General features: G+C 73.8%; 22 protein-coding genes. 15 read left to right on the top strand and 7 right to left on the bottom strand.

Annotation, left to right across the window (positions count from 1 at the left end; genetic code table 11):
- Nucleotide 1: 1 nt before the first annotated feature.
- From O7612_RS16285 to O7612_RS16275, 3 genes are read right to left on the bottom strand one after another with little or no spacing between them, the layout of a single operon-like run.
- Nucleotides 2–820, bottom strand: a complete 819-nt coding sequence (locus O7612_RS16285) for an ABC transporter ATP-binding protein (protein WP_282265263.1) — start codon at nt 818–820, stop codon at nt 2–4.
- A gap of 43 nt (nt 821–863) precedes the next feature.
- Nucleotides 864–1,886 (bottom strand): iron chelate uptake ABC transporter family permease subunit, encoded by a 1,023-nt coding sequence (locus tag O7612_RS16280; protein ID WP_282265262.1) that lies wholly within the window; start codon nt 1,884–1,886, stop codon nt 864–866.
- Nucleotides 1,883–2,908, bottom strand: coding sequence for an iron chelate uptake ABC transporter family permease subunit (locus O7612_RS16275; RefSeq protein ID WP_282265261.1), 1,026 nt, complete (start codon nt 2,906–2,908; stop codon nt 1,883–1,885). The genes O7612_RS16280 and O7612_RS16275 overlap by 4 nt, the downstream gene beginning before the upstream one ends.
- 103 nt (nt 2,909–3,011) lie before the next feature.
- Between O7612_RS16275 and O7612_RS16270 the strand changes: the two genes are divergently transcribed.
- Both O7612_RS16270 and O7612_RS16265 read left to right on the top strand, forming a co-directional pair.
- Nucleotides 3,012–4,061, top strand: coding sequence for an iron-siderophore ABC transporter substrate-binding protein (locus O7612_RS16270; protein ID WP_282265260.1), 1,050 nt, complete (start codon nt 3,012–3,014; stop codon nt 4,059–4,061).
- Complete coding sequence (locus O7612_RS16265) at nt 4,058–4,969, top strand: siderophore-interacting protein (RefSeq protein ID WP_282265259.1); 912 nt, start codon at nt 4,058–4,060, stop codon at nt 4,967–4,969. The genes O7612_RS16270 and O7612_RS16265 overlap by 4 nt, the downstream gene beginning before the upstream one ends.
- On the opposite strand, the gene O7612_RS16260 is transcribed toward O7612_RS16265, so the two are convergent.
- The gene (locus tag O7612_RS16260; protein ID WP_282265258.1) at nt 4,911–5,948 is read right to left on the bottom strand and encodes a LacI family DNA-binding transcriptional regulator; all 1,038 of its coding nucleotides are present in this window, start codon (nt 5,946–5,948) and stop codon (nt 4,911–4,913) included. The genes O7612_RS16265 and O7612_RS16260 overlap by 59 nt on opposite strands.
- Nucleotides 5,949–6,021: 73 nt before the next feature.
- Between O7612_RS16260 and O7612_RS16255 the strand changes: the two genes are divergently transcribed.
- Entirely contained in the window at nt 6,022–7,023 is a 1,002-nt protein-coding gene (locus tag O7612_RS16255; protein ID WP_282265257.1) for a P1 family peptidase, read from the top strand.
- 42 nt (nt 7,024–7,065) lie between these two features.
- Here O7612_RS16255 and O7612_RS16250 read toward each other — a convergent pair whose 3' ends face one another.
- Nucleotides 7,066–8,220, bottom strand: coding sequence for a histidine kinase (locus O7612_RS16250; protein WP_282265256.1), 1,155 nt, complete (start codon nt 8,218–8,220; stop codon nt 7,066–7,068).
- Between the two features lie 83 nt (nt 8,221–8,303).
- Between O7612_RS16250 and O7612_RS16245 the strand changes: the two genes are divergently transcribed.
- The 6 genes from O7612_RS16245 (at nt 8,304) to O7612_RS16220 (ending at nt 13,786) form a co-directional block, all read left to right on the top strand.
- Entirely contained in the window at nt 8,304–9,581 is a 1,278-nt protein-coding gene (locus tag O7612_RS16245) for an ATP-binding protein (protein ID WP_282265255.1), read from the top strand.
- Nucleotides 9,582–9,805: 224 nt separating this feature from the next.
- A complete protein-coding gene (locus O7612_RS16240) occupies nt 9,806–10,453 on the top strand; it encodes a response regulator transcription factor (protein ID WP_282265254.1) in 648 nt (215 codons plus the stop codon).
- 345 nt (nt 10,454–10,798) lie between these two features.
- Nucleotides 10,799–11,485 (top strand): hypothetical protein, encoded by a 687-nt coding sequence (locus tag O7612_RS16235; RefSeq protein ID WP_282265253.1) that lies wholly within the window; start codon nt 10,799–10,801, stop codon nt 11,483–11,485.
- A gap of 154 nt (nt 11,486–11,639) precedes the next feature.
- Nucleotides 11,640–11,819 carry a hypothetical protein gene (locus O7612_RS16230; protein ID WP_282265252.1) on the top strand — a complete coding sequence of 60 codons (180 nt, stop codon included), beginning with the start codon at nt 11,640–11,642 and terminating at the stop codon, nt 11,817–11,819.
- 286 nt (nt 11,820–12,105) lie between these two features.
- Entirely contained in the window at nt 12,106–12,768 is a 663-nt protein-coding gene (locus O7612_RS16225) for a HEAT repeat domain-containing protein (protein WP_282265251.1), read from the top strand.
- Between the two features lie 4 nt (nt 12,769–12,772).
- The gene (locus O7612_RS16220; RefSeq protein WP_282265250.1) at nt 12,773–13,786 is read left to right on the top strand and encodes a HEAT repeat domain-containing protein; all 1,014 of its coding nucleotides are present in this window, start codon (nt 12,773–12,775) and stop codon (nt 13,784–13,786) included.
- Nucleotides 13,787–13,857: 71 nt separating this feature from the next.
- On the opposite strand, the gene O7612_RS16215 is transcribed toward O7612_RS16220, so the two are convergent.
- Nucleotides 13,858–14,076, bottom strand: coding sequence for a hypothetical protein (locus O7612_RS16215; protein WP_282265249.1), 219 nt, complete (start codon nt 14,074–14,076; stop codon nt 13,858–13,860).
- A gap of 170 nt (nt 14,077–14,246) precedes the next feature.
- Here O7612_RS16215 and O7612_RS16210 point away from each other — a divergent pair, with 170 nt between their 5' ends.
- The 6 genes from O7612_RS16210 (at nt 14,247) to O7612_RS16185 (ending at nt 23,885) form a co-directional block, all read left to right on the top strand.
- Nucleotides 14,247–15,473, top strand: coding sequence for a sensor histidine kinase (locus O7612_RS16210; protein WP_282265248.1), 1,227 nt, complete (start codon nt 14,247–14,249; stop codon nt 15,471–15,473).
- Nucleotides 15,461–16,117: a response regulator transcription factor gene (locus O7612_RS16205; protein WP_282265247.1), complete on the top strand. Its 657-nt coding sequence runs from the start codon at nt 15,461–15,463 to the stop codon at nt 16,115–16,117. Before O7612_RS16210 ends, O7612_RS16205 begins: the two co-directional genes overlap by 13 nt.
- A 90-nt stretch (nt 16,118–16,207) precedes the next feature.
- On the top strand, nt 16,208–17,302 hold the full coding sequence (locus O7612_RS16200) for a winged helix DNA-binding domain-containing protein (RefSeq protein ID WP_282265246.1): 1,095 nt from the start codon (nt 16,208–16,210) through the stop codon (nt 17,300–17,302).
- A 44-nt stretch (nt 17,303–17,346) separates the two neighbouring features.
- The gene (locus tag O7612_RS16195; protein ID WP_282265245.1) at nt 17,347–17,943 is read left to right on the top strand and encodes a GNAT family N-acetyltransferase; all 597 of its coding nucleotides are present in this window, start codon (nt 17,347–17,349) and stop codon (nt 17,941–17,943) included.
- Between the two features lie 212 nt (nt 17,944–18,155).
- Entirely contained in the window at nt 18,156–21,521 is a 3,366-nt protein-coding gene (locus tag O7612_RS16190; protein WP_282265244.1) for a M12 family metallo-peptidase, read from the top strand.
- Between the two features lie 111 nt (nt 21,522–21,632).
- Nucleotides 21,633–23,885 carry an ATP-dependent RecD-like DNA helicase gene (locus tag O7612_RS16185; protein WP_282265243.1) on the top strand — a complete coding sequence of 751 codons (2,253 nt, stop codon included), beginning with the start codon at nt 21,633–21,635 and terminating at the stop codon, nt 23,883–23,885.
- A gap of 122 nt (nt 23,886–24,007) precedes the next feature.
- On the opposite strand, the gene O7612_RS16180 is transcribed toward O7612_RS16185, so the two are convergent.
- A complete protein-coding gene (locus O7612_RS16180; RefSeq protein WP_282265242.1) occupies nt 24,008–25,609 on the bottom strand; it encodes an arabinofuranosidase catalytic domain-containing protein in 1,602 nt (533 codons plus the stop codon).
- Nucleotides 25,610–25,704: the final 95 nt, after the last annotated feature.

The raw sequence follows: 25,704 nt of genomic DNA, 5'->3' as shown, positions 1-25,704 counted from the left end.
GTCACCCGTCGGAGACGGAACCGGTCGGGCGGGGGCGGGAGGACTCGGGGAACACCGCGGGCGTGCCCGTCACCGGGTCGGGCACGACCCGGCAGCGCAGCCCGAACACGTCGGCGACGAGGTCCGGGGTGAGCACCGCCGACGGGGGACCGGTCGTGGTGACGCGGCCGTCGTGCAGGACCACCAGGTCGGTGGCGTAACGGGCCGCCTGGTTGAGGTCGTGCAGTACGGCGACCACGGTCCGACCACCGGCATGCAGGTCGGCGAGCAGGTCGAGGACCTCGTACTGGTGGGCGATGTCGAGGTAGGTGGTCGGTTCGTCGAGCAGCAGGATCGGGGTGTCCTGCGCCAGCAGCATGGCCAACCAGGCGCGTTGCCGCTGACCCCCGGAGAGCTCCGCCAGCATCCGGTCGCCGAACCCGGTGGTCCCGGTCGCGGCCAGCGCCGCGGTGACCGCCTGTTCGTCCTGCGACGTCCAGCGGCTCAACGCCGACCGGTGCGGGTGCCGCCCGCGCAGCACCAGATCGGTGACGGTCATCCCCGCCGGTGCCTCGATCCCCTGGGGGAGCAGCCCCACGGTGCGGGCGTACTGCCGTCGGCGGTAGCCGTGCACGTCGCGGCCGAGGACGGCCACCCGGCCCGCGCTCGGCCGCAACACCCGGGCGATGGTACGCAGCAGGGTCGACTTACCGCACCCGTTCGGCCCGATGAAGACGGTGAAGCTCCCCTCGGCGATCCGCAGGGAGACGTCCCGGCAGACGGTCCGACGGTCGTAGCCGACGGTGACCGAGTCCAGCTCGATCGTGGGTGGGGCGGTCATGGTTGCCTCCGGGGTGGCGGTGCGGTGCGGGACGGGCGGCGGCTCACCCGGGCCTGCCCCGCCAGGTCCAGGCCAGCACGAGCGCCAGGTAGCCGCCGCCGACGACACCGGTGACCGCGCCGACGGGCAGTTGCTGCCCGGGGACGAGTCGTTGGGCGAGCTGGTCGGCGGCGAGCAGCAGGGCGGCGCCGAACACCGCGCTCGTGGTCACCAGGGGAGCGGCGACGCGGGTGAGCCGGCGGGCCAGGTGGGGGGCGGCCAGGGCGACGAAGCCGACCGGTCCGGCCCCGGCGACGCCGACGGCGGTGAGCGCGACCGCCAGGGCCGTCGCGGTGAGGCGTTGCCGGCGCACGGGTACGCCGAGGCTGAGCGCCTTGTCCCCGCCGTTCTCGATGAGTCGCAGCCCCCGGGCCGCCAGCACGGCGGGTGGCAGTAGCACGGCGAGCGCGCCGAGCAGCAGCGGCAGGTGGTGACCGCTGCCGTTGAGGCTGCCGACGAGCCAGACGGCGGCGTTCTGTGCGTCGGTCACCTCGGCCCGGGTCAGCAGGTAGGCGTTGACGGAGGTGAGCAGGGCGGCCAGGCCGATCCCGACGAGGATGAGGCGTTGCCCGGTCCCGCCGAGCAGCAGGGCCGCCCCGGCGACGGCGGCACCGCCGAGCACCGCGCCCACGGCCGGGGTGAGGCGGGTCTCGTGGAGTACCAGCAGGACGACGAGCGCGCCGGTGGCGGCGCCGACGGTGAAGCCGACGATGTCGGGGCTGCCGAGGGGGTTGCGGCTGACACTCTGGAAGAGAGCGCCGGCCGCACCGAGGGCCGCCCCGACGGCGAGCGCGGTGCCGATCCGGGGGAGCCGCAGCTCGAACAGGACGAACCGCAGGCCGGGGCTGCCGCCCCCGGTCAGCGCCGGCCACAGCTCGTGCATCGGGGTGGCGTACCGGCCGCTGGTCAGGGCGACGACGACCAGCCCGACGCTGAGGGCCAGCGCGACGAGGCAGGCCAGGGTGGCACGGCGGGTGTGCCGACGGCGGGCGCGGCGGCCCGGACCGCTGGTCGGGACGGTGGTCATGGGCGGGGAATCCTCCGGGCGCGGACCAGGGCGATGAACACGGGGGCGCCGATGGCGCCCATGACGATCGCGACCTCGATCTCTGCGGGGCGGGCCAGCAGCCGGCCGATCACGTCGGCGGTGATCAGCAGGACCGGGCCGAGCAGGCAGGAGTAGGCGACGATCCACCCGAGCCGGGGGCCGCAGATCGCCCGGGCGGCGTGCGGGACGGCGAGTCCGAGGAAGCCGATCGGGCCGGCCACGGCGGTCGCGCCGCCGCAGAGCAGGGTGGTGGCGACCAGCGCGAGCAGCCGGGTGCGGCCGGGGCTGACGCCCAGCGCGGTGCCACCCTCGTCGCCGAAGCGCAGCACGTCCAGCGGTCGGATCACGCCCACGGTGACGACCAGGCCGGCGAGCAGCGCCGGTGCCGCCGTGAGCAGGGCGGACGACGGCTGGTCGGCGAGGCTTCCGACGGCCCAGAAGCGGTACCGGTCGAACGCGGTCTGGTCGATCAGGGTGACACCGGCGACGGCCCCGGTCAGGCAGGCGCCGACGGCCGCGCCGGCCAGGACCAGCCGGCCGTCGTCGGCCGTGCCCGGCCCCCGGGTGCCGCCGATGGCGGTGACCAGGCCGGCGGCGACGCCCGCGCCGAGCAGGGCGAGCAGCAGGTGGTCGCGCTGGCTGGTCACCCCGGCGAGGATGCCGGCGACCACGGCTGCGGCGGCTCCCGCGTTGACGCCCAGCAGCCCGGGGTCGGCGAGGGGGTTGCGGGTGAGTGCCTGCATCAGGGCACCGGCCAGGGCCAGGGCCGCCCCGACACAGACCGCGATCGCGGTACGGGGCAGCCGGACCTCCCAGACGATCAGCCCCGCCGCGCTGTCGCTGGGGGCGACGAGTTCCCGCAGCACGGTGCCGGTCGTCAGGGGCAGCGCGCCGACGGCGAGGCTGGCGGTGACCGAGGCCAGCAGGGCCAGCGCGCAGGCGAGCAGGCCGACGGCGAGCAGGCGGGGGCGGCGTAAGCCGGCGGGGGTGGCGACCGACACTGTGACTCACTTCATGGTGGAACGTTCCATCACTGGCTAAGGTAAACCTACCCTAAGCCACTGGGAACGTCGTTCTCGCTGCCCCTCCTGAGGATCGAATGCCATGTCACACACCCGCCCACGCCGGCTGAGCACTGTCCTGACCGCCGCCACACTGGTGCTCGCCCTGCTGGTGGCCGGCGGTTGCGCCACCGGCGAGGCGAGCTCCGCCGACCCCGCGTCCGGATCGTCCGACGCCGCGTTCCCCACCACCCTCACCCACGCCTTCGGCGCGACCACCCTCACCGCCAAGCCCCGACGGATCGTCCTGGTCGGCCTCAAGGAACAGGACTACTTCCTCGCCCTCGGCGAGGTGCCGGTGGCGATCCGCGACTGGTACGGCAACCAGCCGAACGCGACCTGGCCATGGGCCCGGGAACGACTCGGCACCGCCAAGCCGGAGGTACTGGCCCGCGCCGAACTCGACTACGAACAGATCGCCACCCTGCGCCCCGACGTCATCGTCGGACTCTCCTCCGGCATGTCCCGCCAGGAGTACGACCTGCTCACCAAGATCGCCCCCACCGTCGCCCAACCGGCCGGCGACGGCAGCTGGGCGGTGACCTGGCAGCAGATGAGCAGAGCCGCCGGACAGATCACCGGCCGCAGCGCCCAGGCCGAGAAACTCGTCACCGACCTGGAACAGCGCATCGCCGCGGTCGCCGCCGCCCACCCCCGCCTCAAGGGCGCCAGCACCGTGTTCGCCTCCACCTACGAAGGCCAGTACTACCTGTTCAGCCCCGAGACCACCGCCTCGAAGGTCCTGCTCGACCTCGGACTGACCATGACGCCCGAGGTCACCACCCTCACCGCGAACGCCAACCAGTCCGCCACCATCAGCCGCGAACGGTTCGACCTGGTGGACGTGGACGTCGCCGTCTGGTCCGAGGCGGCCACCGACCCGGGCGTGACCACCCTGCTCGGCGACCCGCTCTACACCCGGCTGGACGTCCGCACCCAACGCCGGGACGTCTTCCTCGGCACCGAGGCCAACGGCGCGCTCGCCTTCGCCTCCGTCCTGAGCCTGCCCTACGTCCTGGACAGGATCGTCCCCGCGCTCACCGTCGCGGCCGACGGCGACCCGGCCACCGGTTCGGAGTACAGCGCGCGATGACCGACACCCTCACCCGACCCGGCTTCTGGACCGCCACCGTGCACGAGGTCCGCCGGCTGACCCCACACCTGCAACGGATCGTCCTCGGCGGTCCCGACCTCGCCCACTTCCCCCGCCTGGGCGCACCGGACGAGTCGGTGACGATCTACCTCCCCCGCCCCGGCGAGTCGGCCCCGCCGCCGATGACCCTGCGTGGCGAGGCATGGGGCTACCACGACGAACAGCACCCACCCGTCGGCCGCAACTACTCCGTCCGCGCCGTCGACCCCGTCGCGGCACGGCTGACCATCGACTTCGCCCTGCACGACCACGGCCCCGCCACCTCCTGGGCGCGGCAGGCCGACACCGGTGCCGGTCTCCTGCTGTGGCGCTGCCGCGCCTGGTTCCGTCCACCCGCCGACACCCGCTGGCTGGTGCTCGCCGCCGACCTGTCCGGGCTGCCCGCCGCGACCCGTGCCGTCGCGGAACGCCCGCCCGGCCTCCCGACCCGGGTGCTGGTCGACCTGCCCGACCTGGCCGACGCCCGGGACCTGCTCGCCGCAGCCGGCGACGACCCCACCGTGCACGTCGACGTCCGCGTCGGCGTCGGCAACGGCCACGGCCCGGGCAGCCTGGTCGACCGGCTCCGGGAGACCACCCTGCCGGACGGCCCCGGCTACGTCTGGGTCGCCGGCGAGGCCGGGGAGTGCCGACAGGCCCGGTCCGTACTCCGCACCGTCCACCGGCTGCCCCGGGACCGCGCCGTCTGCGTGGGCTACTGGCGCACCGACGCAGCCGACTGGGAACGCCGCTACGCCCGCTTCCGGCCCCTCCTCGACCAGGTCTACCAGGACGGCCTCGCGGCCGGACTCAACCCGGTGGAAGCAGGGGACCGGATGGAGGAGACCCTGGAACGGATGACCCGGTGACCGGCGGCGACCCCCGGGTGGAATCCCGCCACCACAGGTGGACCGGATGCTCGTAGTCCCCACCCGGGCCGCCACCGATCAGGTCGTCGAGCAGATCGGCACAACGGCGTCCGGCGTCCAACGGCGACAGGTCGAGCGCGGTGACCGGCGGCTGACCCAACCGCAGGGCGCTCGACTCGGTGGCGCTCGCCACCAGGACGTCCCGCCCGACCCGACGACCGAGCCGGTGCAACACCTGGACGGCCGTCGGCGCGGTGTCCACCGAGGCACACACCAGGGCGTCCACCCCCGGCACGGCGAGCACCCGCTCGACCGCCCGGGACACCTCCGACGGCGACGGCACCCACGGATGGTGCGCCACCACCGGGGCCACACCGTGCCGGGCGCACCACTCCCGGTGCCCCGCCGCCAGTTGGGCCGCCCAGTCACCGGTCTCCGGGGGCACCACCAGGGCGGGACGCCGCGCCCCGACCTCGGCCATCCGGTCCAGCAGCCCGGTGAGCGCCCGGTGGTGGTCCGCCCAGAGCACGACCTCCGGGCGCATCCCGGCCGGGGGGCGTTCGAAACAGACGACCGGCATCCCACCGCGCATCAGCACCGGCACGAACTCGTCGTCCCGGTGCGGATCGGCCACGATCACCCCGTCCAGCGCCCGGGGCGACCGGTGTTCCGACGCGGTCAGGATGGTGACGTCCCGGTCGCGGGCGGCGGCGCGCTCCATGATGCCGAACACGAACCGCATGTAGAACTCCGACGTGGACGGCACGCCCGGAACGTAGACCCCGATGATGCCGGTCCGCCCGCCCCGCAACTGCCGGGCCGCCCGGTTGGGGACGTAGCCCAGCTCCTCCATCGCCGCGCGGACCCGCTCCCGGGTCGCCTCGGAGACCCGACCGGACCGCGACAGCACATTGGAGACGGTGGACTTGCCGACACCCGCCCGGCGCGCGACATCGTGCAGCGTGACGGGACGGGCCATCAAGCCAGTCTAGGCAACCCGACCACGGTCGGAACACGCCACCACCACCCACCCCACGGAAGACGGTGACCTCGTGTCCGAACCCCATCCGGCCCCGCCGCGCACGACCTCACCCATCGGCAACGACCACCGGCGACGACCCGCGGTGCTCGGCGCGGCGGGCCACGGATGGGTCGACTTCGACCTGCCCGGCGTGGCGATCGGCACCGCCGAGTACCCCGACGGCCCGACCGGCGTCACCGTGCTCAGCATCCCCGGCGGCGCCCGTACCGCCGTCGACAAGCGGGGCGGGGCCGTCGGCGTCAGCGGCGGGTTCCCGTACCACCACGCGTTGTGCTTCGCCGGCGGGTCGAGCTTCGGCCTCGCCGCGGCGTCCGGCGTCTACGACGAACTGCTCCGCCGCACCGGCTACGCGACCGACTTCGGCAGCCTGCCGGTGGTGTCCGGGGCCGTCGTCTACGACTTCACCCCCCGGGACAACGCCATCTACCCCGATGCCCGGCTCGGTGCCGACGGGCTGCGCGCGGTACGCACCGACCGGGTGGCCGTCGGAAGGGTCGGCGCCGGGATCAGCGCGACCGTCGGGAAGGTCGACAACACTCGCGCCGAGTGGGGCGGACAGGGCGCGGCCTTCGCCCGTATCGGCGCGGCCCGGTTGCTGGTGCTGACGGTGGTGAACGCCATGGGCGTGATCGTCGACCGCGACGGCGACATCGTGCGGGGCAACCTCGACCCGGCGACCGGCCGGCGTCGCCACCCGGCCGAGGACTACGCCGAGCTGATCGCGGCGACCACCCCGGACCTCGCGCCCACCGGAGGGAACACCACCCTCACCGCCGTGGTCACCAACGTCCGGATGACCGACACCGAACTCGCCCAGTTCGCCACCCAGGTGCACGGCTCCATGCACCGGGCCGTCCAGCCCTTTCACACCATCGCCGACGGCGACACCCTGTTCGCCCTGACGACCGACGAGGTGACGGTGCCCGCCCCGTCGCTCCGGCTGGGCACGGTCGCCGCCGAACTGGCCTGGGACGCCGTCCTCACCAGCGTCGACATCCGCACCCGAGGTTGATCCCGCGCCCACCCAGCCCGAGCCGGTCGCCGGCCGCACCGATCAGGGCTCCGGCCGCAGCGGCAGGTCCGCGAGCACCTGCCAGCCCGCACCGGGCAACCGGCCCGCCTCGAACCGGCCGCCGAGCAGCTGCACCCGTTCCCGCATACCGACCAGGCCGTAACCGCCGCCCCCGGACCTCCTCGGCCGGTCGGTGTGCCGCCCGTCGTCGCGCACCCGCACGTGGACGCGCCCGTCTCCGGCCCGTACCGTCGCGGTGATCTCACGGGCGCCCACGGCATAGCGCCGCGCGTTCGTCACCGACTCCTGGACCAGCCGCAGCACCGTCGTCGCGACCGCCGCCGGCACGGGCTCGGCGAGTTCCACCGCCAACCGGACCGCAGTGGCGTCCCCCGAGGTGACGGCCGCCGCACGCAGGTCGGTGAGGAGGTCCGTGGGCGGCGTCACCGGATCCCCGTCGACATCCTCCAGCATGGCGACCATCCGCTGCATCGCCGACAGGGCCTCCGCACCGGCACGTTCGATCACCGGCAGCACCCGCGCCGGAGCACCGGGATCCGGCAGGGCCACCGCCTGCGCCGCCTGGGCCTGCACCACCATGCCGCCAATGTGGTGGGCCACCACGTCGTGCAGCTCCCGCGCCAGGGCCACCCGCTCACGCAACTGCGTCGCGACCACGACCGCCCGCAGCTCCCGCGCCTGCCGGGCGTCGCGCACCCGCAGAACCCAGCCGGCCACGACGGCCACCACCGGCAGGACCACCGACCAGCCCAGCTCCTGAGGAGCGCCGGGGTGCTCCGGCCGCAGCACCCCGACCGCCAGGCAGCCGAGCAGGAGCAACCCCACCAGGCCGGCGGCGGTGGACCTGGACGTCCGGCGGACCACCGCGACGATGACGGCCAGGACCGCGACGACCTCGGCAGCCCCCAACCCGCCCGCGGCGGCGGGGACCGCGACACCGGCCAGCCGCAGCACCACCGACCATGCCAGCAGGACCACCACCACACCGACACCCGCGACGACCGGCCACCGCGACGCCAGCAACGCGAGGGCACACACCACGAGGAAACCCGGCAGCTCCCACCGGTCGTCATACCCCAGCTCGCTCGCCGTCGCCCCGTCCAGCAGCAACGCCAGCGCGAGCAGCCCGGCCAGGGGCCAGTCCCAGATGGTCAGACCTCGCCAGTCGAGCTTCACGCCGCCACCACAGCAGTTCCTCGCGTCGGTCCGAATCCGGGGGAGCCGCCGGTGACAATAGTGCAGCAGCCGTTCCGCGGGCGATGACGACGAACCGTACTGTCTCCGGTGTCCTCCCGGCGAGCGCGGAGGCGCGGCACGGGATGGTGACGGCGGTGGTATCGGCGCGGGTGCTGCGGCAATGGCCGTGGGCTGTTCCACTGGTGGTCCTCGGCCTGCTCGACATCCAGATCCTCGCGGAATCCGACACCGCGCGCCTCGGGTGGACGGTGCCGGTCATCGCCGTGATGGCGGCCCTGGCGCTGCTGGCACAGGTACGGCCGGTTCCCGGGGCGCTGGGAGCCGCGGCGACCCTCGTCGTCTCGACCGGCGTGCTGCGGGCGGCCGACGCCGGGACCACGGCGGGCCTGGCCGTGACCGAGATCGCCGCCGTGGCGATCGTCATCGTGGCGGTGGTCCGGCGGGTTCCCGGGGTCGCCGCCACCGGTCTCGTCGGGCTGCTCCTGGCCACCAGCACGGTGGCGGCGCAGCTACGACCGCAGTACGCGCCCCCACCGGGGGAGTCGACGCCGGAGCCGTGGTGGAGTCTGTCGCTGTCGGGAATCGCGATGGTGGTGCTGCCCGTGGCGTACGGGTGGTACCTGCGCAGTCGCGACCGGCACCGGGCACGGACGCGGCAGGCCGCCGTGATCGCGGTGCAGCAACGGGAGCGGCTCGCCCTGGCGCGGGAACTCCGCGACGTGGTGACCCACCAGGTCAGGGCGATGATGGACCAGGCGCAGAGCGCACAGAAACGCTCCATATCGGACCCCGGTGCGGCACTCGACGCCCTGCCCGTGATCGAACGCTCCGGTATCGAGGCACTGTCCTCGATGCGGCACCTCGTCGCCGCGCTGCGGGAGGGCGAACCGGGCGAAGGCCGGACGCCGGCACCGCTGACCCGGACCACCGACCTGGCGGCCGACCTGCGGGCCATGTCCTCGGCCGGCAGTCCACCGGTACGGGTGACGGTCGAACTGGCCGAACCGGTGGCCGAGGAGGTCGCGACATCGGTGCTGCGCCTCGTACAGGAGTCGGTGTCCAACGCCCGTCGGCACGCGGTCGGGGCACGGCAGGTCGAGGTGTCGGTACGGACCGGGCAGGGACATCTCCGGGTCGAGATCCGCGACGACGGGAAGGCGAACCGGCCGATCGGCAGACGTCGTGGTGGCTCCGGCGTCGTCGGCAGACGTCGTGGTGGCTCCGGACTCGTCGGCATGCGGGAGCGGGTGCGTCTGCTCGGCGGCCGGTTCACCGCCGGCCGCACGAGCGGCGGCTGGCAGGTCCTCGCCGACCTGCCGCTCTACCGGGCCGAACCGTAGTCCTGCCCAGCACGACCCCGGAAGGTGGAGAGTGCTGTTCCCGGCCGCCCGATCGTCCATCGTCGCCGTCCTGGAACCACGGCGCGGCGGGCGCAGGTGGCTCCGGGACAGCGACGCGCGTACCCGTATCATCCCTTCTCGATGATCGGGGATCTCCGTCGGATGCCGACCGAGCGCTGCCAGTGTCCACCGAGAAGCGGCCACGAGGACGGGGACGGTAGCCAGTGCGGGTCTTGATCGCCGATGACCAGGAGCTGATGCGGGTCGGGTTCCGGATGATCCTGGAAGCCCAGCCGGACATCACCGTGGTGGCCGACGTCGCCGACGGGCGGGCGGCGGTCGAGGCGGCGCGTCGGTTGCGCCCGGACGTGTGCCTGCTGGACATCCGGATGCCGGGCCTGGACGGACTGCAGGTCACCCGGCTGCTCGCCGGCCCCGACGCCGCCGATCCGATCGCCGTCGTCGTCATCACCATGTTCGACGACGACGAGTACGTGGACGTCGCCCTGCAGTCCGGGGCGAGCGGGTTCCTGCTCAAGGACTGCGGGCCGGCCCTGCTGGTCGAGGCGGTCCGCGCGGCCGTCCGCGGGGACGTCCTGGTGGCACCCCAGGTCACCGTCCGGCTGCTGCGCAGTTTCCGGCACCGGCCGCAGATCCGCGCGACCGCACCGGTGGAGGCCCTGACGGACCGGGAGAACGACGTCGTACGGGCGGTGGCCCGGGGACTGACCAACCAGGAGATCGCGGACGAACTGTTCGTGGCGGTGTCCACCGTCAAGACCCACCTGGCTGCCGCGCAGGCGAAGCTCGGCGTACGCAACCGGGTCGAGGTGGCCTCCTGGGCGTGGCGGGCCGGTCTCGTCGACGCCTGACGGCACCCCATGTCCGGGTGCGAAGGCACCCGGCCTGCCGTGGCACACCACCACCTGTCCAGCCGGGGACATGACCACGGTCGTCGGCCCGGTCACCGCAGTGCCGTCGCCTCCACCTTTCGGATGAGGCGCGTCTCCCGATCTCCGCTCAGCGTCGAGCCGACGCCGGCCCGTGGCGGGAAGAGACCGCGGCGTCCGTTCGGCAGTCTCTACGACATGAACCCCGCACCGCGGTACGAGACGAGCCCTCCGGGCCACCGGCCTGCACGGCTGATCTCGTCGGCACCGTCGCGGTTCTGCCGGTGACACCGGGCACCCGATCCTCCCTCTCCTGAAGGAAAACGTATGCGCCACACCCGTTCGTTCGTCATGGGGGCCGTCCTCGCCACCGCCGGCCTGCTCACCGCCTGCGCCAGCGGCGAGGGCACGTCCGCCGCACCGTCGGGCACGTCCGCACCCGCCACGTCCACGCCGGCCGGAACGCCCTCCGGTACGGCGGTCCCCGCCGAGCCCCCGACCGCGCCGACCTCCGCCGCGCCGACCCGCAGCTCTGCCGCCCCGGCCAAGCCGACGACCAGGGCGAAGGTCACCTCGGACCTGTCCGGGCTGCGCATCACCGGCATCAGGACCGGCAAGAGCGTCCTGATCGACGTCGCCGGCGACGGCGTGGACCGCTTCCTGCAGGTGGGCCAGGGCGAGGTCGACTTCACCGGAACCGACCGGACGGACGCCACCATGATGGCCCTCTACCCGGCCCCGGTGGCGGCGAAGAACCGCGTGCTCATCAAGCCGCCGTTCTGGAACGAGGAGGCCGGCGGCGGTTACTGCGTCGCGGACACCGCCGGTGCCGCCTTGAAGCTGGAGAACTGCCAGGACGGGAAGGCGTCCCAGGTCTGGCGGATCGACCTGGCCGGTGACTCCGGCCTGTTCGAACTGCACGGCGCCTACGGCGTCATCGGCGTCGAGAACGGCCGCATCACGGCCTCCGGCGACGGGGACAAAGGCCTGCAGGTTCTGCCGTACGCCCCCTGACAGCACTCGGTCGGCCCCCCGCCGACGCCAGTCACCTGGACAGCAACGCGCTCTCCTCGCACCACACCGGATCCGCCGGTAACCGGACGACCTGACCTGCCCGCACCAGCAGTCCGCTGCTGCGGAACTCCTCGAAGAGAAGAGAAACCGAACCATGGGATTCACGGCATTCCTCGCGCTGTTCGCAGTGGCCGCATCCGTCGTCGTCTTCGTCGTGACCCGCGAGCGCCTGCGTCTCGCCGCCGCGTTGGGGCTGTCGGCGCTCACCTTCCTGGGCATCGCCCTCGCCTCGATCCTGTGGGTGCAGGTGGCCATCAGCGGTATGGACGGCTGACCGCGCAGCTCATCGGCGCCGGCCCGGACTCGGTGCTGCCGTCGCCCGTCGCCTCGACAGGGGACTCCGCTGTCGAGGCGACGGCCGCATCCTCATCGACCTCGGCGGAACGGGCGAGTGACCGGGTACCGCTGATCGGCTGCTGCGCCGTCGTGGGCGGCGATCGTGCGGTCCGCGCACCGGTGTACCGCCACGTCGTGCAGGCGGGCCGATGATCGTGTCAGCGGGCTCCGGTTGACCCTGACACGGTGTCAGGGGTTTCACTGCGTCGGGGAGGTGGTCTCCGATGACCAGGCAGGAAACGGACACGACACGGGCGCTACGGGGGCTGGCGAGTGCTGACCCGTCGGTGCGGCTGCGGGCCGCGCTGGCGATCGGCACCGCCCCCGACCCGGCGTTCGTCGCCCCGCTCGTCGACCGCTGCGCGACCGAACCGGACTTCTCCGTCCGCGAGATGCTGACCTGGGCGCTCACCCGCCACCAGCCGGAGGAGACCGTCCCCCGGCTCGTGGCCGCCCTCGGGTCGCCCCGGGCACAGGCCCGCAGTCAGGCGCTGCACACGCTGTCCAAGATCGGCGACCGGCGGGTCTGGCCGGCGATCACCCGGGCACTGCTGACCGACCCCGACGACGAGGTGGCACGCAGCGCCTGGCGGGCGTCGGTCGCCCTGGTGCCCGACGGCGCGGAACCCGGGTTGGCCGCGGTGCTGGCCACCCAGCTCGGGCGGGGTGACCGGGCGACCTGGCTGAGTCTCAGCCGGGCGTTGACCGCGCTCGGCGAGGTCGTCGCGCCGCTGCTGCACACTGCCGGGACGGATCCGGATCCCCGGGTACGCGCGCACGCCGCCGCCACCCAGCGGCTGGCGCGCGACCCGGACGCCGGATTCGAGTTCTCCCTCGCGGAGGCGACGCGCATCGCGGCGCTGGGCGGGACCGACGGGCAGGGGTGAAGCGGTGCTGATCGGTGAGGTGTCACGACGTTGCGGCGTCAGCGTCCGGATGCTGCGGCACTACGAGTCGCTCGGACTGCTCCGACCGACCGGCCGTACCGGCGTCGGCTACCGCGAGTACTCCGGCGCGGACCTCCGACGGATCTTCCACATCGAGAGCCTGCGCTCGCTGGGGCTGCCGCTGCGGGCGGTGGGACGGGCGCTCGACGATCCCGCCTTCACCCCGGCGGAACTCGTCGACGACCTCATCCGGCGGACGCAGGCGCGGATCACCGCGGAACGGGAACTGCTCACCCGTCTCCGGCGGATCGACGCCGCCGACCCCGCCGACTGGCAGGACGTCCTCCAGGTCGTCGCGCTCCTGCGGGACCTGGGCTCACCGCGCGCGGACCAGCGTCAACGCGCCGCGCTGGCCTCCACCGGCGAGGTCCCGGTGCCGGTGGAGGCGCTGGTCGCGGCGGCGCTGGTCGAGTCCGACCCGAACGTCGCCGGGGCACTGCGCTGGGCGCTGGCCCATGCGGGCGTCGACGCCCTGCCCCTGCTGGCGGACGGGCTCGACGCCCCCGAGGCCGAGGTGCGGGAACGGGCCGTCCGGGCCATCGTCGAGATCCCGGGTCGGGACGCCACCACGCTGCTCCGCGACGCCCTGCGCCACCCGGACCCCGTGGTCGGCAGGCACGCCGCGCTGGCGCTCGGAACCCGTGGCGAGCCCGACGCCGTGCCGACGCTCGTCGACATGGTCGTCGCGCAGGTCAACGACGTCGACGCCGCCGACGCGCTGAGCGCGTTGGCCACCGATCCCGCCACCGCAGAGCGGATCGCCGCCCGCCTGGTCGAGCTGCTCACCCCGGGCCACCTCGGGGCGTCGGCACGCGGCCGGCTGACCCAGGCGCTCGCCGGCATCCCGGGGGACACCACCTCCCGGGCACTGGCCGGCCTGACCGGAGACGACGACCGGGCTGTCGCGCTCACCGCCCGCTACCTGCTCACCCTCCGCACCACCCCCGACGGCCGCTGAGCGCCGGCCGCCGGGGGCGGCCACCGCAGGAGCCGGCGAACGGCCCACCACCGGACAGCCCCGCGACCGGGTCACCGCCCGCGGCGGTGCCGGACGATCAGCGTTCCCGCGCAGAACACGGCCACCAGGCCGCACGCCGACCCGATCCACGGATGGTCCACGGCGGTCGTCAGCACCACGTTGGCCGCCACGCTGGCGAACAGCACCAGCCACAGCAGCGGGCGGAGCCGGTCGGCTGCCGGCTGCGGCGGGGCGACCGGAGCCTCGGCGACACGGGTCGAATCGATCATGACTGCCTCCTCGGACGAACGAACACCGACCCGTCCGACGGTAGGCGCGGGCACGGGCCGGGGACGATCCCGCCAGCGCCACCAACCGGGGTACAGCAGGCGGTACTTTCCGCGCCGGCCGCTGCCGCCCGGGACCACGGTGCCCTATGTTGGCGCCGGGAGGTCTGGCGATGACACACCTGCGGGACCGGGCACGTGCCGCGGTCGACGCCCTCGAACACCTCGTCGGTGGGCTCGGCACCGCCCTGTTGGCGTTGGCCGCGCTGCTCTGGACGGTGTTCGTGGCGACGGCCTGCCTGGTCTGGGTGGGGCTGCCGGCGGCACCCGGCGCGCTGCGGGTGGTCCGCGCGACGGCCGACCGCGAGCGCGCCCGACTGTCCCGCTGGGGCACGCCGATCCCCACCCCGGGACCGGTGCCGACCGCGCTGCCCGTGGCGGTACGCGACCCCTTCGTCCGCCGCGAACTCGGCTGGGTCGCCCTGCACGCGGTCACCGGCCTGTGCAGCGGACTGATCGGCCTGGCCCTGCCGCTCTACGCCGTGCAGGACATCACCTTCCCACTGTGGTACCGGCTGCTCCCGGCCGAGGCCGGCGCACCGGGGATCGTCTGGTGGCACATCCACGGGCTGGCCGAAGCGCTCCTGGTCGGCCTGCTCGGGCTGGGCTGGCTGATCGCCACGGTCACGGTCGGCCCGGCCCTCGCCCGCCTCCAGGCCCGGCCGGGCCGGTGGCTGCTGCCCCCGCCGCCGGGCATCGACCTGTCGTTGCGGGTCGCCGAGCTGACCGCGACCCGGGCCGCGGCGCTCGACGCCCACGCGGTCGAACTGCGCCGCATCGAACGGTCCCTGCACGACGGTACGCAGAACCGGCTGGTCGCGGTCAACGTGCTGCTGGGAGCGGCCCGCCGGGCGGTCCGACGGGACCCCGACCGGGCCGACGAGATCCTCGGGCGGGCACAGGACGCGGCCGAACAGGCCCTCGGCGAACTCCGTACGGTGGTGCGCGGCATCCTGCCACCCGTACTGGACGACCGGGGCCTCGCCGGAGCCCTGGCCGGACTGGCCGGCGGCTGCGCGGTGCCCTGCCGGCTCACCGTCGACGTGCCGGTACGCTGTGCCGCCTCGGTCGAGGCCACCGCCTACTTCGTGGTGGCCGAGGCGTTGACCAACGTGGTCCGGCACAGTGACGCCGGCCGGGTCGACGTGACCGTCCGCCGTCGACAGGGTCGGCTGCTGGTGACCGTCACCGACGACGGACACGGCGACGCCGACGAGACCCGCGGTTCCGGGCTGACCGGCATCCGTCGGCGGGTCGGAGCGTACGACGGCCGGATGACCCTGACCAGCCCTGCGGGAGGGCCGACGAGAATGGAGGTGGAGCTGCCGTGCGGATCGTGATCGCCGAGGACGACCCACTGCTGCGGGAGGGGCTGGCCCTGCTGCTGCGGGCGGAGGACCTGGACGTGGTCGCCACGGCGGGCACCCCGGGGGAGTTCCTGACCGCCGTCGACACCCACACGCCGGACGTGGCGATCGTCGACGTGCGGATGCCCCCCACGCACACCGACGAGGGCATCGTGGCCGCGGTGGAGGCCCGTCGCCGCCAGCCCGGCCTCGCGGTGCTGGTCCTCTCGGCCTACGTGGAACAGGCGTTCGCCACCGACCTGTTCTCGGTCGGCGCGGTCGGACTCGGCTACCTGCTGAAGGAGCGGGTCGGCCGGGTCGAGGAGTTCCTCACCGCGCTGCACCGGGTCGCCGCCGGCGGCAGCGTCATCGACCCGGAGGTGGTCGGGCAGCTGCTGGCCCGCCACCGCCGACCGGACACCGCGCTGGGCGAGCTGTCACCGCGCGAGCGCGAGGTGCTGGGGCTGATGGCCGAGGGCCTCGGCAACTCCGCGATCGCCGAGCGGCTGTTCGTCACCGACGGCGCGGTGCACAAGCACATCCGAAGCATCTTCGCCAAGCTCCAACTGCCCCCGGACGACCGGGTCGACCGCCGGGTCACCGCCGTGCTGCGCCATCTCGGCGGCGGCCGGGGGTAGCGCCTGCGGTGCCACCTCCGGGCGGACGCTGCCGGCGTGCCGGATCCGACGGCGACATGTTCTGTCGGGGGTGCCACCTAGGCTGGCCGGATGATCGACCGGCGGCAGGTGCTGCACTTCCGCGTCCAGGCGCAGCAACTCGACCGGGACGGGGGCACCCTCGCCGACACCGCGATCCTCGACATCGGGGCGCAGGACACCGGCCCCGACGGCGGCCGGTGGGCGCTGGCCGTGCGCGGGCTCGACGTGCCGGAAACGTCCCTGGCGGACCTGGTCCTGCTCTGGACCGTACGCGGTGCGCCACACCTCTACCGACGCGCCGACGTGAACGAGGTGGCGGCGGCGGTCGCGCCGTACTCCGACGCCGACGCGGGCAAACGCATCTACGACGCCGCCAAGCCGTTGAAGGCGGCCGGCATCGGCACCCTGGCCGCCCTCGACGAGGTGGCCGCGCAGCTGCGGGACGTCGTCACCACACCGACGGTCAAGGGGGACGCCTCCGGCCGGTTGGCCGAGCTACTGCCCCAGCCCTACCTGCGGTCCTGCCGCCCCTGCGCCGCCACCCACCTCTACGAGATGCCGTTCCGGCTGGCCGCCGTGCGGGCCGGGCTGGAGCTGCGCCCCGGCACCTCACCACCGGTCCTGCAACCCATCCCCGGATTCACCAGGGCCGCCACCGCGGGTGACCGGTTCGACCTGATCCGCGCCTACCTGCGGCTGCTCGGCCCGGCCACCCCCCGGCAGGTCGCCGGCTATCTCGACGCCCCGGTCAGGGACGTGCAGGCCCGCTGGCCCGCGGACGTGACCGAGGTGCGGGTCGACGGGGAGGTCCGCTCGGTGCTGGCCGCCGACGAGGCGGTCCTCGCCGACCCCGGCGATCCCACGGCCGTCCGCCTGCTCGGCCCGTACGACCTGTTCCTCCAGGCCAGGGACCGGGCGACCCTGGTGCCGGACCCGGCCCACGCCAAGGAGCTGTGGCCGGTGCTGGGCCGCCCCGGTGCCGTCCTGGCCGGCGGCGAACTGGTCGGCACCTGGCGTCCCCGCAAGTCCGGCCGGACGATGACCCTCGCCGTCCGGCCGTGGCGCACACTGTCCGCCGCCACCCGCGACAGCATCGTCGCGCAGGCCCGACGCCTCGCCACGCACCGGGGTGTCTCCCGCGTCGACGTCGACGTCGACGCCTGACCGGCGGCTTGACACCGGTCCGCGACGGTGGGGGAGGATGAGGCGTGCGGGTACCACTGTCCACGCCACCCACCATTGCCGCCGGGGCGCTCGCCGCCGGCGGGCAGCCGACCCTCGCCGCGCCGGGTGGCCTGGTCCTGCGCCCCTGGGAACCACCCGACGCCCCGGCGTTCCTGGCCGCCTACCAGGATCCGGAGATCCGGCACTGGCACGTCCGTCATCCTGCCTCCGAGAGTCAGGTCCGGGAGTGGTTCGTGGAGTACCACCAGGCCTGGACGCGGGAGACCGGTGCCAGTTGGGCAGTCACCCGGGACGGCGGCGAGGTGCTCGGCCGGATCGCCCTGACCGGCATGGACCTCGACGACGGTGTCGCCGGGTGCGCGTACTGGGTGCTGCCCGCCGCCCGCCGGGCGGGCGTCGCCTCCCGGGCGTTGACGGCGCTGGGCGACTGGGCGCTGGACCGGGCGGGCTTCCACCGTCTGCACCTGGACCACTCGACCCGCAACGCCGCGTCCTGCCGGACCGCGCTGCGGGCCGGATTCCTCCTCGAGGGCACCAAGCGCAGCGACGCCGTCCACAGCGACGGTCGGCACGACATGCATCTGCACGCCCGCATCCGGGGCGACCGACCACCCGGCTGACCCCGGCAGGGCCTCCCGCGGTCCGCAACCTCGGCGTCACCGCCCACAGGGGACGGTCTACACCCTCGGCGTCCTCACCGCTTCGACTTTACGGATGATGTCTGTCGACACCGGACCCGTCATAGCGTGTGCTTCCCGGGACAGCCCGGTGTGGCCCACGAACGCCACGCTATCCGGCCGGTTCCCCGACCTGGTGAAGTGAGGCCCTCTCGATGACGGTTCCACCCCCCGACTCCGCTGGTCCAGGCCGCCGCAGGCTGGCCGGACTGCTCGCCGCCGTGCTGGCCGCCACCATGCTGCCGCTCACCGGCGGCACGGCGGCGGTCGCCGCACCGGCCGACCCCGGCCCCTGGCGGCAGCTGCCCGGCGAGTCGTCGACGAACGCCCGCGACGGGCGGGTGCCCGACATCCGCGCCGAGCGGTTCACCGCCTACACCCTGGACCGGGCCGCGCTGGCGGACACCCTGGCCGACGCCCCGGCCGAGCGGTCCGGCACGGCCCGGCGCAACCAGCCGGCGCTGACCGTCGCGCTGCCCACCCCGACCGGCCGGTTCCAGCGGTTCGCCCTGGTCGACTCACCGGTGATGGAGCCGGGGCTCGCCGCCCGGCATCCCGAGATCAGCACGTACGTCGGCCGAGGGCTGGACGACCCGACCGCGACCATCCGGGCCGACCTGACCCCGCTGGGCTTCCACGCCTCGGTCCGGTCGGCTGACGGCAACTGGTACCTCGACCCGTACTACCACGGCGACCAGAGCGTCTACGCCAGCTACTTCGCCCGGGACCTGCTCGACACCGATCCGGCCCGGGTCGAGCGGGAGGACGTCGCGGCGGCGGCCGAGGCGTCCACGCCGCAGGCGGCCGGGGACGAGCCGGCGGGCGCACCGGTCACCCTGCGCACCTACCGGCTGGCCCTGGTCACCGACCCCTCGTACGCCACCTTCTTCGGCGCTGAGAACGTCACCGCCGCCAAGGTCACCCTGGTCAACCGGGTCACCCAGATCTACGAGGACGAGACGGCGATCCGGCTGGTGCTGGTCAACGACACCGACCGGACCAACCTGAACACCGCCGCCCTGGCCACCGAGCCGAACGGGCCGTGCGGCGCGGCGGCCTGCTACACCGCGGCGCAGATCTCCTCGTGCACCAGCTCGCTGCTCAACCGCAACCGGATCGTGCTCGGCCAGCTCGTCGGCGCGGGCAACTACGACGTGGGACACATCGGCCTGGGCCTGCCCGGCGGCGGGGTGGCCGGTCTCGGCGTGGTCGGTCTGGACGGCAAGGCCCGGGGCTGCACCGGCCTGCCGACCCCGGTCGGTGACTTCTACGCCGTCGACTACGTGGCGCACGAGATCGGGCACCAGTTCGCCGGCAACCACACCTTCAACGGCACCCAGTACAACTGCTCCGGCAGCAACCGCAGCGCCGCCAACTCGTACGAGCCGGGCAGCGGATCGTCGATCATGGCGTACGCGGGCATCTGCCAGCAGGACAACCTCCAGCCGCACAGCGACCCGTACTGGTCGCAGCGCAGCTACACCGAGATCAGCACGTTCGTCACCGGCACCCGTCCGGCGCTCAACGAGGTGCAGACCGTCTCGCTGTCCGCCTTCGACACCGACGGCGACTCCTTCACGCTCAGCTACGCGGGACAGTCCTCGGCACCGGTCGTGCGCGGCGGCAACTACACCGCGGCCGGGATCCGGGCGGCCATCGAGTCGATCACCGGCTGGCCGGCCGGAGCCACCGTCAGCGTGACGGCCTTCGGCGGGCTCGGCGCCCCCAACGACACCGGCTTCCAGGTCACCTTCGGTGGCGGCGCGGTGTCCGGGGTCGACGTGCCGGCGCTCGGGCTGACCGACACCGTCGGCACGTCCGGTTTCGTCGGCGAGACCGCCCACGGCGGCCCGGCCGGCAACAACGGTTTCCAGACCACGCAGACCGGCAACCGGGCACCCGTGGTCACCGTGCCGGCCGCGGCGTACACCATTCCGGCGCGGACCCCGTTCGCGTTGACCGGTGGCGCGACCGACGCCGACGGCGACACCGTGCGCTACCTGTGGGAACAGAACGACCGGGGCGGCAGCACCGGCACCGCGCTGGTCAGCAACACCAAGACCAACGGCCCGCTGTTCCGGCAGTTCGGCGAGGCGGCGGTGGTCAGCCCGAGCGACGCGCTGGAGTACCACTCGCCGGGGCAGAACGCGGTGACCACCGACCCGACCCGGCACTTCCCGAACCTGACCCAGATCGCGGCGAACAACACCAACGCCGCCACCGGGACCTGCCCGGCCGCACCGGCACCGCCGGCCACCGGCGGGGCGAGCAACGTGCCGGCCGCCATCGTGGACTGCTACTCGGAGTTCCTGCCCACCGGCGACTGGGTCGGCGTCACCAACGACCGGACCCTGCACTTCCGGCTCACCGGGCGTGACGGGCACCCCGGTGGCGGCGGGATCGGCAGTGCCGACGTGGCGCTGACGGTCGCCCCGACGGCCGGACCGTTCCTGGTCACCTCGCAGGCGACGCCCACCGCCTACCGGGGCGGCGACACCGTCGGTGTCACCTGGGACGTGGCCGGCACCGCCAGCGCCCCGATCGGCGTGAGCGAGGTGAAGGTCTCGCTGTCCGTCGACGGCGGGGTGACCTTCCCGCACGTGCTGGCCGAGAGCGTGCCGAACACCGGCACGGCGACCGTGACGGTGCCGAACGTGGACACCGCCCGGGGCCGACTGAAGATCGAGGCGGTCGGCAACGTCTTCTTCGACCTGAGCGACGCCGACCTCACCGTCACCCGGGTCCGGGCGGCCACCGTCACCTACACCGGCGACGCCCTGGCCTCCCCGGTGGACGACGCCGACTCCACCGGTGTGCTGCTGCGGGCCACCGTCCGGGGTGGCGGCGGTGACGTCCGCAACGCCACGGTGACCTTCACCGAGGGCGACGCGACCCTCTGCACGGCGGTCGCGACGCCGTTCGGCACGGCGGCCGACGACGGCTCGGCGAGTTGCCGCGCCGTGCTGCCGCACGGCGCGCATCCGGTCACCGCCACGGTGTCGGGGGCGTACACCGGCAGCGCGACGGCCACCGTCACGGTGGCCGGCGGGTACGGTCGGACGGTCGCCGGCTCGGGCTACCTGAAGGGCGGGGCCACCGCCGGGGGTTACCCGCTCGACGACGACCGGCGCATCGAGGTGACCCTGGACGGCCGGATCAACAACGGCAAGAAGCTGGTCGGCGGCGCGAAGGTCGGCTACAAGTCGGCCGGCAAGCGGTACAAGTTCCAGAGCACCGCGCTCGAGTCGTTCGGCGTCGCCACGACGACCGGGGAAGCGGTCGCCGACCTGCGCTACCAGGTCACCCTGTACGACATCTCCACCGCGCAGAACCCGGTGGCCGTGGCGACCGGGCTGACCATGCGGGTGACCGCCACCGACCGGGGCGAGCCGGGCCGCCGCGACGGGATCGGCATCACCGTCTTCGACGGTGACCGGCTGCTCTTCTCGTCGGACTGGACCGGCGCGTCGACCCGGGAGAACACCCTGACCGCCTCCGGCGGCAACCTCACCATCGGCTGACCGGGCGCACCGCGCCACCCGGCGTCCTCTCCCGCCCACCCGGCGGGGGAGGACGCCGGGTGGCGTCCGGGCGGTGGACGGGGCGCGTCGGGCACCCGGCACGATGAGGGGGTGACCGCCCCCGCCCGCCCGCCGCTCGCCACCCTGGACGCGGTCCTCGAACGCCTCACCTACGTCAACGAGGAGACCGGCTACACCGTCGCCCGGGTCGCCACCGACCGGGGCTCCGACCTGCTGACGGTGGTCGGCGCGCTGCTGGGCGCACAGCCCGGCGAGAGCCTGCGGCTGTCCGGCCGCTGGTCGTCGCACCCGAAGTACGGACGGCAGTTCGAGGTCGACTCCTACACCACCGTGCTGCCGGCGACCATCCAGGGCATCCAGCGCTATCTGGGCTCCGGCCTGGTCAAGGGCATCGGGCCGGTGTTCGCCGAGCGGATCGTGGCGCACTTCGGCCTGGACACCCTGCGGATCATCGAGGAGGAACCGGCCCGGCTGGTCGAGGTCGCCGGCCTGGGACCGAAACGCACCGCCAAGATCACTGCGGCGTGGGAGGAACAGAAGGCCATCAAGGAGGTGATGGTCTTCCTCCAGGGGGTCGGGGTGTCTACCTCACTGGCGGTGCGGATCTTCAAGCAGTACGCCGACACGTCGATCGAGGTGGTCACCAAGGAGCCGTACCGGCTGGCCGCCGACGTGTGGGGGATCGGGTTCAAGACCGCCGACACCATCGCCCAGGCGGTGGGCATCCCGCACGACAGCCCGCAGCGGGTGATGGCGGGCCTGCGGTACACCCTGTCCGAGGCCACCGACTCGGGCCACTGCTACCTGCCCGCGCCCGCGCTCGTCGCCGACGCCACGAAGATCCTCGACGTCCCGGGCGACCTCGTCACCCGCTGCCTCGACGACCTGATCGCCGAGGAGGGTGTGGTCCGGGAGATGTTGCCCGGCGACGACGGCGAGCCGGTGCCGGCGGTCTACCTGGTGCCGTTCCACCGGGCCGAGCAGTCGCTGGCCGGTGCCCTGCTGCGGCTGCTGCACGACCGGGCCGACCGGCTACCCCATTTCACCGACGTCGACTGGCCCCGGGCGCTGGCCTGGCTGCGGGCACGCACCGGCAACGACCTCGCCCCCGAGCAGGAACACGCGGTCCGGCTGGCGCTGACCTCCCGGGTGGCGGTGCTCACCGGCGGTCCCGGCTGCGGAAAGAGCTTCACCGTCCGCTCCATCGTCGAACTCGCCGCCGCGAAGAAGGCCAGGGTCACCCTGGTCGCCCCGACCGGGCGGGCCGCGAAACGGCTGTCGGAGCTGACCGGGCACCCCGCCGCCACCGTGCACCGGCTGCTGCAACTGCGCCCCGGCGGGGAGGCCGCCCACGACCGGGACAACCCGCTCGACGTCGACCTGCTGGTCGTCGACGAGGCGTCCATGCTCGACCTGATCCTGGCCAACAAGCTCGTCAAGGCGGTGCCGCCCGGCGCGCACCTGCTCCTGGTCGGCGACGTCGACCAGCTGCCCAGCGTCGGTGCCGGGGAGGTGCTCCGCGACCTGCTCACCGCGTCCGCCATTCCCCGGGTGCGGCTGACCCGGGTGTTCCGCCAGGCCGCCCAGTCCGGCGTGATCACCAACGCCCACCGGATCAACGCCGGACGGCCACCCGTCCTCGACGGCCTGCCGGACTTCTTCCTGTTCGCCTGCGACGACACCGAGGCCACCGCCGCGCTGACCGTCGACGTCGCCTGCACCCGGATCCCCGCCCGGTTCGGCCTCGATCCGCGCCGGGACGTGCAGGTCCTCGCCCCGATGCACCGGGGTCCGGCCGGCGCCGCCGCCCTCAACACCCTGCTGCAACAGCGGCTCACCCCACACCGCGAGGGCCAACCCGAGCGGCGGACGGGCGGGCGGGTGTTCCGGATCGGCGACAAGGTGACCCAGATCCGCAACAACTACGACAAGGGCCAGGCCGGCGTCTTCAACGGCACCCTCGGCATCGTCACCGCGCTCACCCCCGAGGAACAGACCCTCACCGTACGCACCGACGAGGACGAGAACCTCGACTACGAGTTCGACGAACTCGACGAACTCGCCCACGCCTACGCGATGACCATCCACCGCTCGCAGGGCTCGGAGTACCCGGCCGTGGTCATCCCGCTGACCACCAGCGCCTGGATGATGCTGCAACGCAACCTGCTCTACACCGCCGTCACCCGGGCCCGGCAACTGGTGGTGATCGTCGGCTCCCGCCGCGCGCTGGCCGCCGCCGTCCGTACCGTCGGCGCCGGCCGTCGCCACACCGCCCTGGACCACCGCCTCGGCGGGGCGGCCGGAGAGGGGGGTGACCCGCCGGTCGCGGTGGGTCCGCCCTGACGCCGGACACCCCCGGGGGTGGTCGCGCACCCCGCCCCCGGTTCGACAGCCCGCCGTCGCGCCGGTCACCGTCCTCAGGCGGTGACCGGCGCGACGGTCCGGTCAGGCGGTCGGCGCCGGGGTCAGCGGTAGCCGGCGGCGGTGATGTTCGCCTGGACCGCGTTCTCGGTGGCGTCCGACGGGTAGCCGGCGACCATCGCCCCCTCGTAGAAGGTGCCGGCGCTGAGGTTCGCGCCACCGTCGGGCTTGCAGCAGTCCCCGCCGCTGCCCAGGATGATCGCGCCCTGCTTCTTCATCGGGCTGTAGCCGGGCGGCAGCGACCCGTCGTAGAGGGTGTAGAGGCTGCCGGACTGGGCGTTGCTGCCCTTGATGGCGAAGCGGGAGGTGCCGTTGTTCTTCAGGGTGGCGGTGACGAACTTGTGCGGGAACGCCCGCTGGTTGGGGTTCCAGGAGCTGCTGCCACCGGGGAACAGGCCCCACTCCAGGTCGGCCTGCACCCACGGGCCGGAGCCGGAGCAGCCGCCGAACCAGCACTGGGTGCTGAAGTTGATCGCGTCCATCGCCCCGGCGGCGTCGGCCTTGCGGGTGGTCTCGCTGTTGCCGTAGTCGAAGCAGCAGCCGTTGTTGACGTGGGTGCCGCTGGTGACCATGTACATGCCCTCGGGGGCGGCCCCGGTCGGCACCCCGGTCAGGTGACCGTCGCGCCAGTAGCTGTTGCCCGGGTTGATGTAGAGCGAGTACGCCTTCGCGCCGCCCACCGTCAGCGACTCCGAGGTGGCGACCGCCGGCCGGCTCTGCGGCGACCCGGGCACCACGCTGGACCCCTGGTACCACAGGTCGTTGCCGCGACCGGACTGGTCGAACACGACGGTCACCACGCAGGTGGTGCCGGTGCAGAACGAGTCCTGGGTCGCCGCGTTGGCGGTGCCGCCGGTGCCGGTCAGGCCGATGTTGCGGGTCGTGTTGTCCGAGGACCGGCGCACCTGGTACAGGTTGCCGGCGTACGCCGCGTAGAGCGCCCGGGTGGTGCTGTGCGCCGCCACGCACGGGGTGCCGCCGGCGGCGTAGATGTCGCACGGCAGGGAGCCGGCGGGCGGGGGCGTGGTCGTCGGGGTGGGGGTCGGGGGCGTGGTCGGCGGGGGCGTGCTCGTCGGCGAGGTCCACTGCTGGTTGGTCTGGCCGTTGCAGTTCCACAGCAGGATCCTGGTGCCGTTCGCGGTGCCGTTGCCGTTGGCGTCCAGGCACAGCCCGGACTGCACGCCGACGATGGTGCCGTTGGCGTTGACGTTCCACTGCTGGTTGGTCTGGCCGTTGCAGTCCCAGATGATCGCGGCCGTGCCGGCGGTGGTGCCCCGGCCGGAGGCGTCCAGGCACTTGGTGCCGTAGACGGTGAGCTGCCGGCTGGCCGTCCAGGTCCAGGTCTGGCCGGAACCGCCCTGGCAGTCCCACAGTTGCGTCTGGGTGCCGTTGGTGGTGCTGGCGTTGGGGACATCGAGGCAGCGGCCGGAGGCGGTGCCGACGATCCGGGTGCTCTGCCCCGGCTCGATGGCGGCCAGCACGGACGCGGCGGCCCCGGCGACCGGCGCGGTGATGCCGGGGGCGGCCCCGGCGACGACGAGGACGCCGGCCAGGGCACCGACCAGCACGGTCAGCCGGTGGCGTCGGCGGGGTCGCGGGCGGGGATCACGGACCTGTCCGGGTCCGGTCGGGGACGGGGTTCGCACGGAGCGGCTCCTCGGTTCGTCGGCGGCGCACGGGGTGGATCCGCCTGCGGGTGGTGGTGGCGAATCGGTTCGGACCCTCTCAGGATCACTGAGAA

Origin of the sequence: Micromonospora sp. WMMD987 (assembly GCF_029581435.1) — a bacterium.
Lineage (GTDB): Bacteria > Actinomycetota > Actinomycetes > Mycobacteriales > Micromonosporaceae > Micromonospora > Micromonospora rifamycinica.
Note: the sequence above shows the minus strand (reverse complement) of the source record. Positions and strands in the feature narration are given on the sequence as shown.

Excerpts from the sequence above, each read along its gene's own strand:
- O7612_RS16285 (WP_282265263.1), bottom strand. The coding sequence starts at position 820 with ATGACCGCCCCACCCACGATCGAGCTGGACTCGGTCACCGTCGGCTAC.
- O7612_RS16280 (WP_282265262.1), bottom strand. The coding sequence starts at position 1,886 with ATGACCACCGTCCCGACCAGCGGTCCGGGCCGCCGCGCCCGCCGTCGG.
- O7612_RS16270 (WP_282265260.1), top strand. The coding sequence starts at position 3,012 with ATGTCACACACCCGCCCACGCCGGCTGAGCACTGTCCTGACCGCCGCC.
- O7612_RS16265 (WP_282265259.1), top strand. The coding sequence starts at position 4,058 with ATGACCGACACCCTCACCCGACCCGGCTTCTGGACCGCCACCGTGCAC.
- O7612_RS16260 (WP_282265258.1), bottom strand. The coding sequence starts at position 5,948 with ATGGCCCGTCCCGTCACGCTGCACGATGTCGCGCGCCGGGCGGGTGTC.
- O7612_RS16245 (WP_282265255.1), top strand. The coding sequence starts at position 8,304 with ATGACGACGAACCGTACTGTCTCCGGTGTCCTCCCGGCGAGCGCGGAG.
- O7612_RS16235 (WP_282265253.1), top strand. The coding sequence starts at position 10,799 with ATGCGCCACACCCGTTCGTTCGTCATGGGGGCCGTCCTCGCCACCGCC.
- O7612_RS16230 (WP_282265252.1), top strand. The coding sequence starts at position 11,640 with ATGGGATTCACGGCATTCCTCGCGCTGTTCGCAGTGGCCGCATCCGTC.
- O7612_RS16225 (WP_282265251.1), top strand. The coding sequence starts at position 12,106 with ATGACCAGGCAGGAAACGGACACGACACGGGCGCTACGGGGGCTGGCG.
- O7612_RS16215 (WP_282265249.1), bottom strand. The coding sequence starts at position 14,076 with ATGATCGATTCGACCCGTGTCGCCGAGGCTCCGGTCGCCCCGCCGCAG.
- O7612_RS16210 (WP_282265248.1), top strand. The coding sequence starts at position 14,247 with ATGACACACCTGCGGGACCGGGCACGTGCCGCGGTCGACGCCCTCGAA.
- O7612_RS16200 (WP_282265246.1), top strand. The coding sequence starts at position 16,208 with ATGATCGACCGGCGGCAGGTGCTGCACTTCCGCGTCCAGGCGCAGCAA.
- O7612_RS16190 (WP_282265244.1), top strand. The coding sequence starts at position 18,156 with ATGACGGTTCCACCCCCCGACTCCGCTGGTCCAGGCCGCCGCAGGCTG.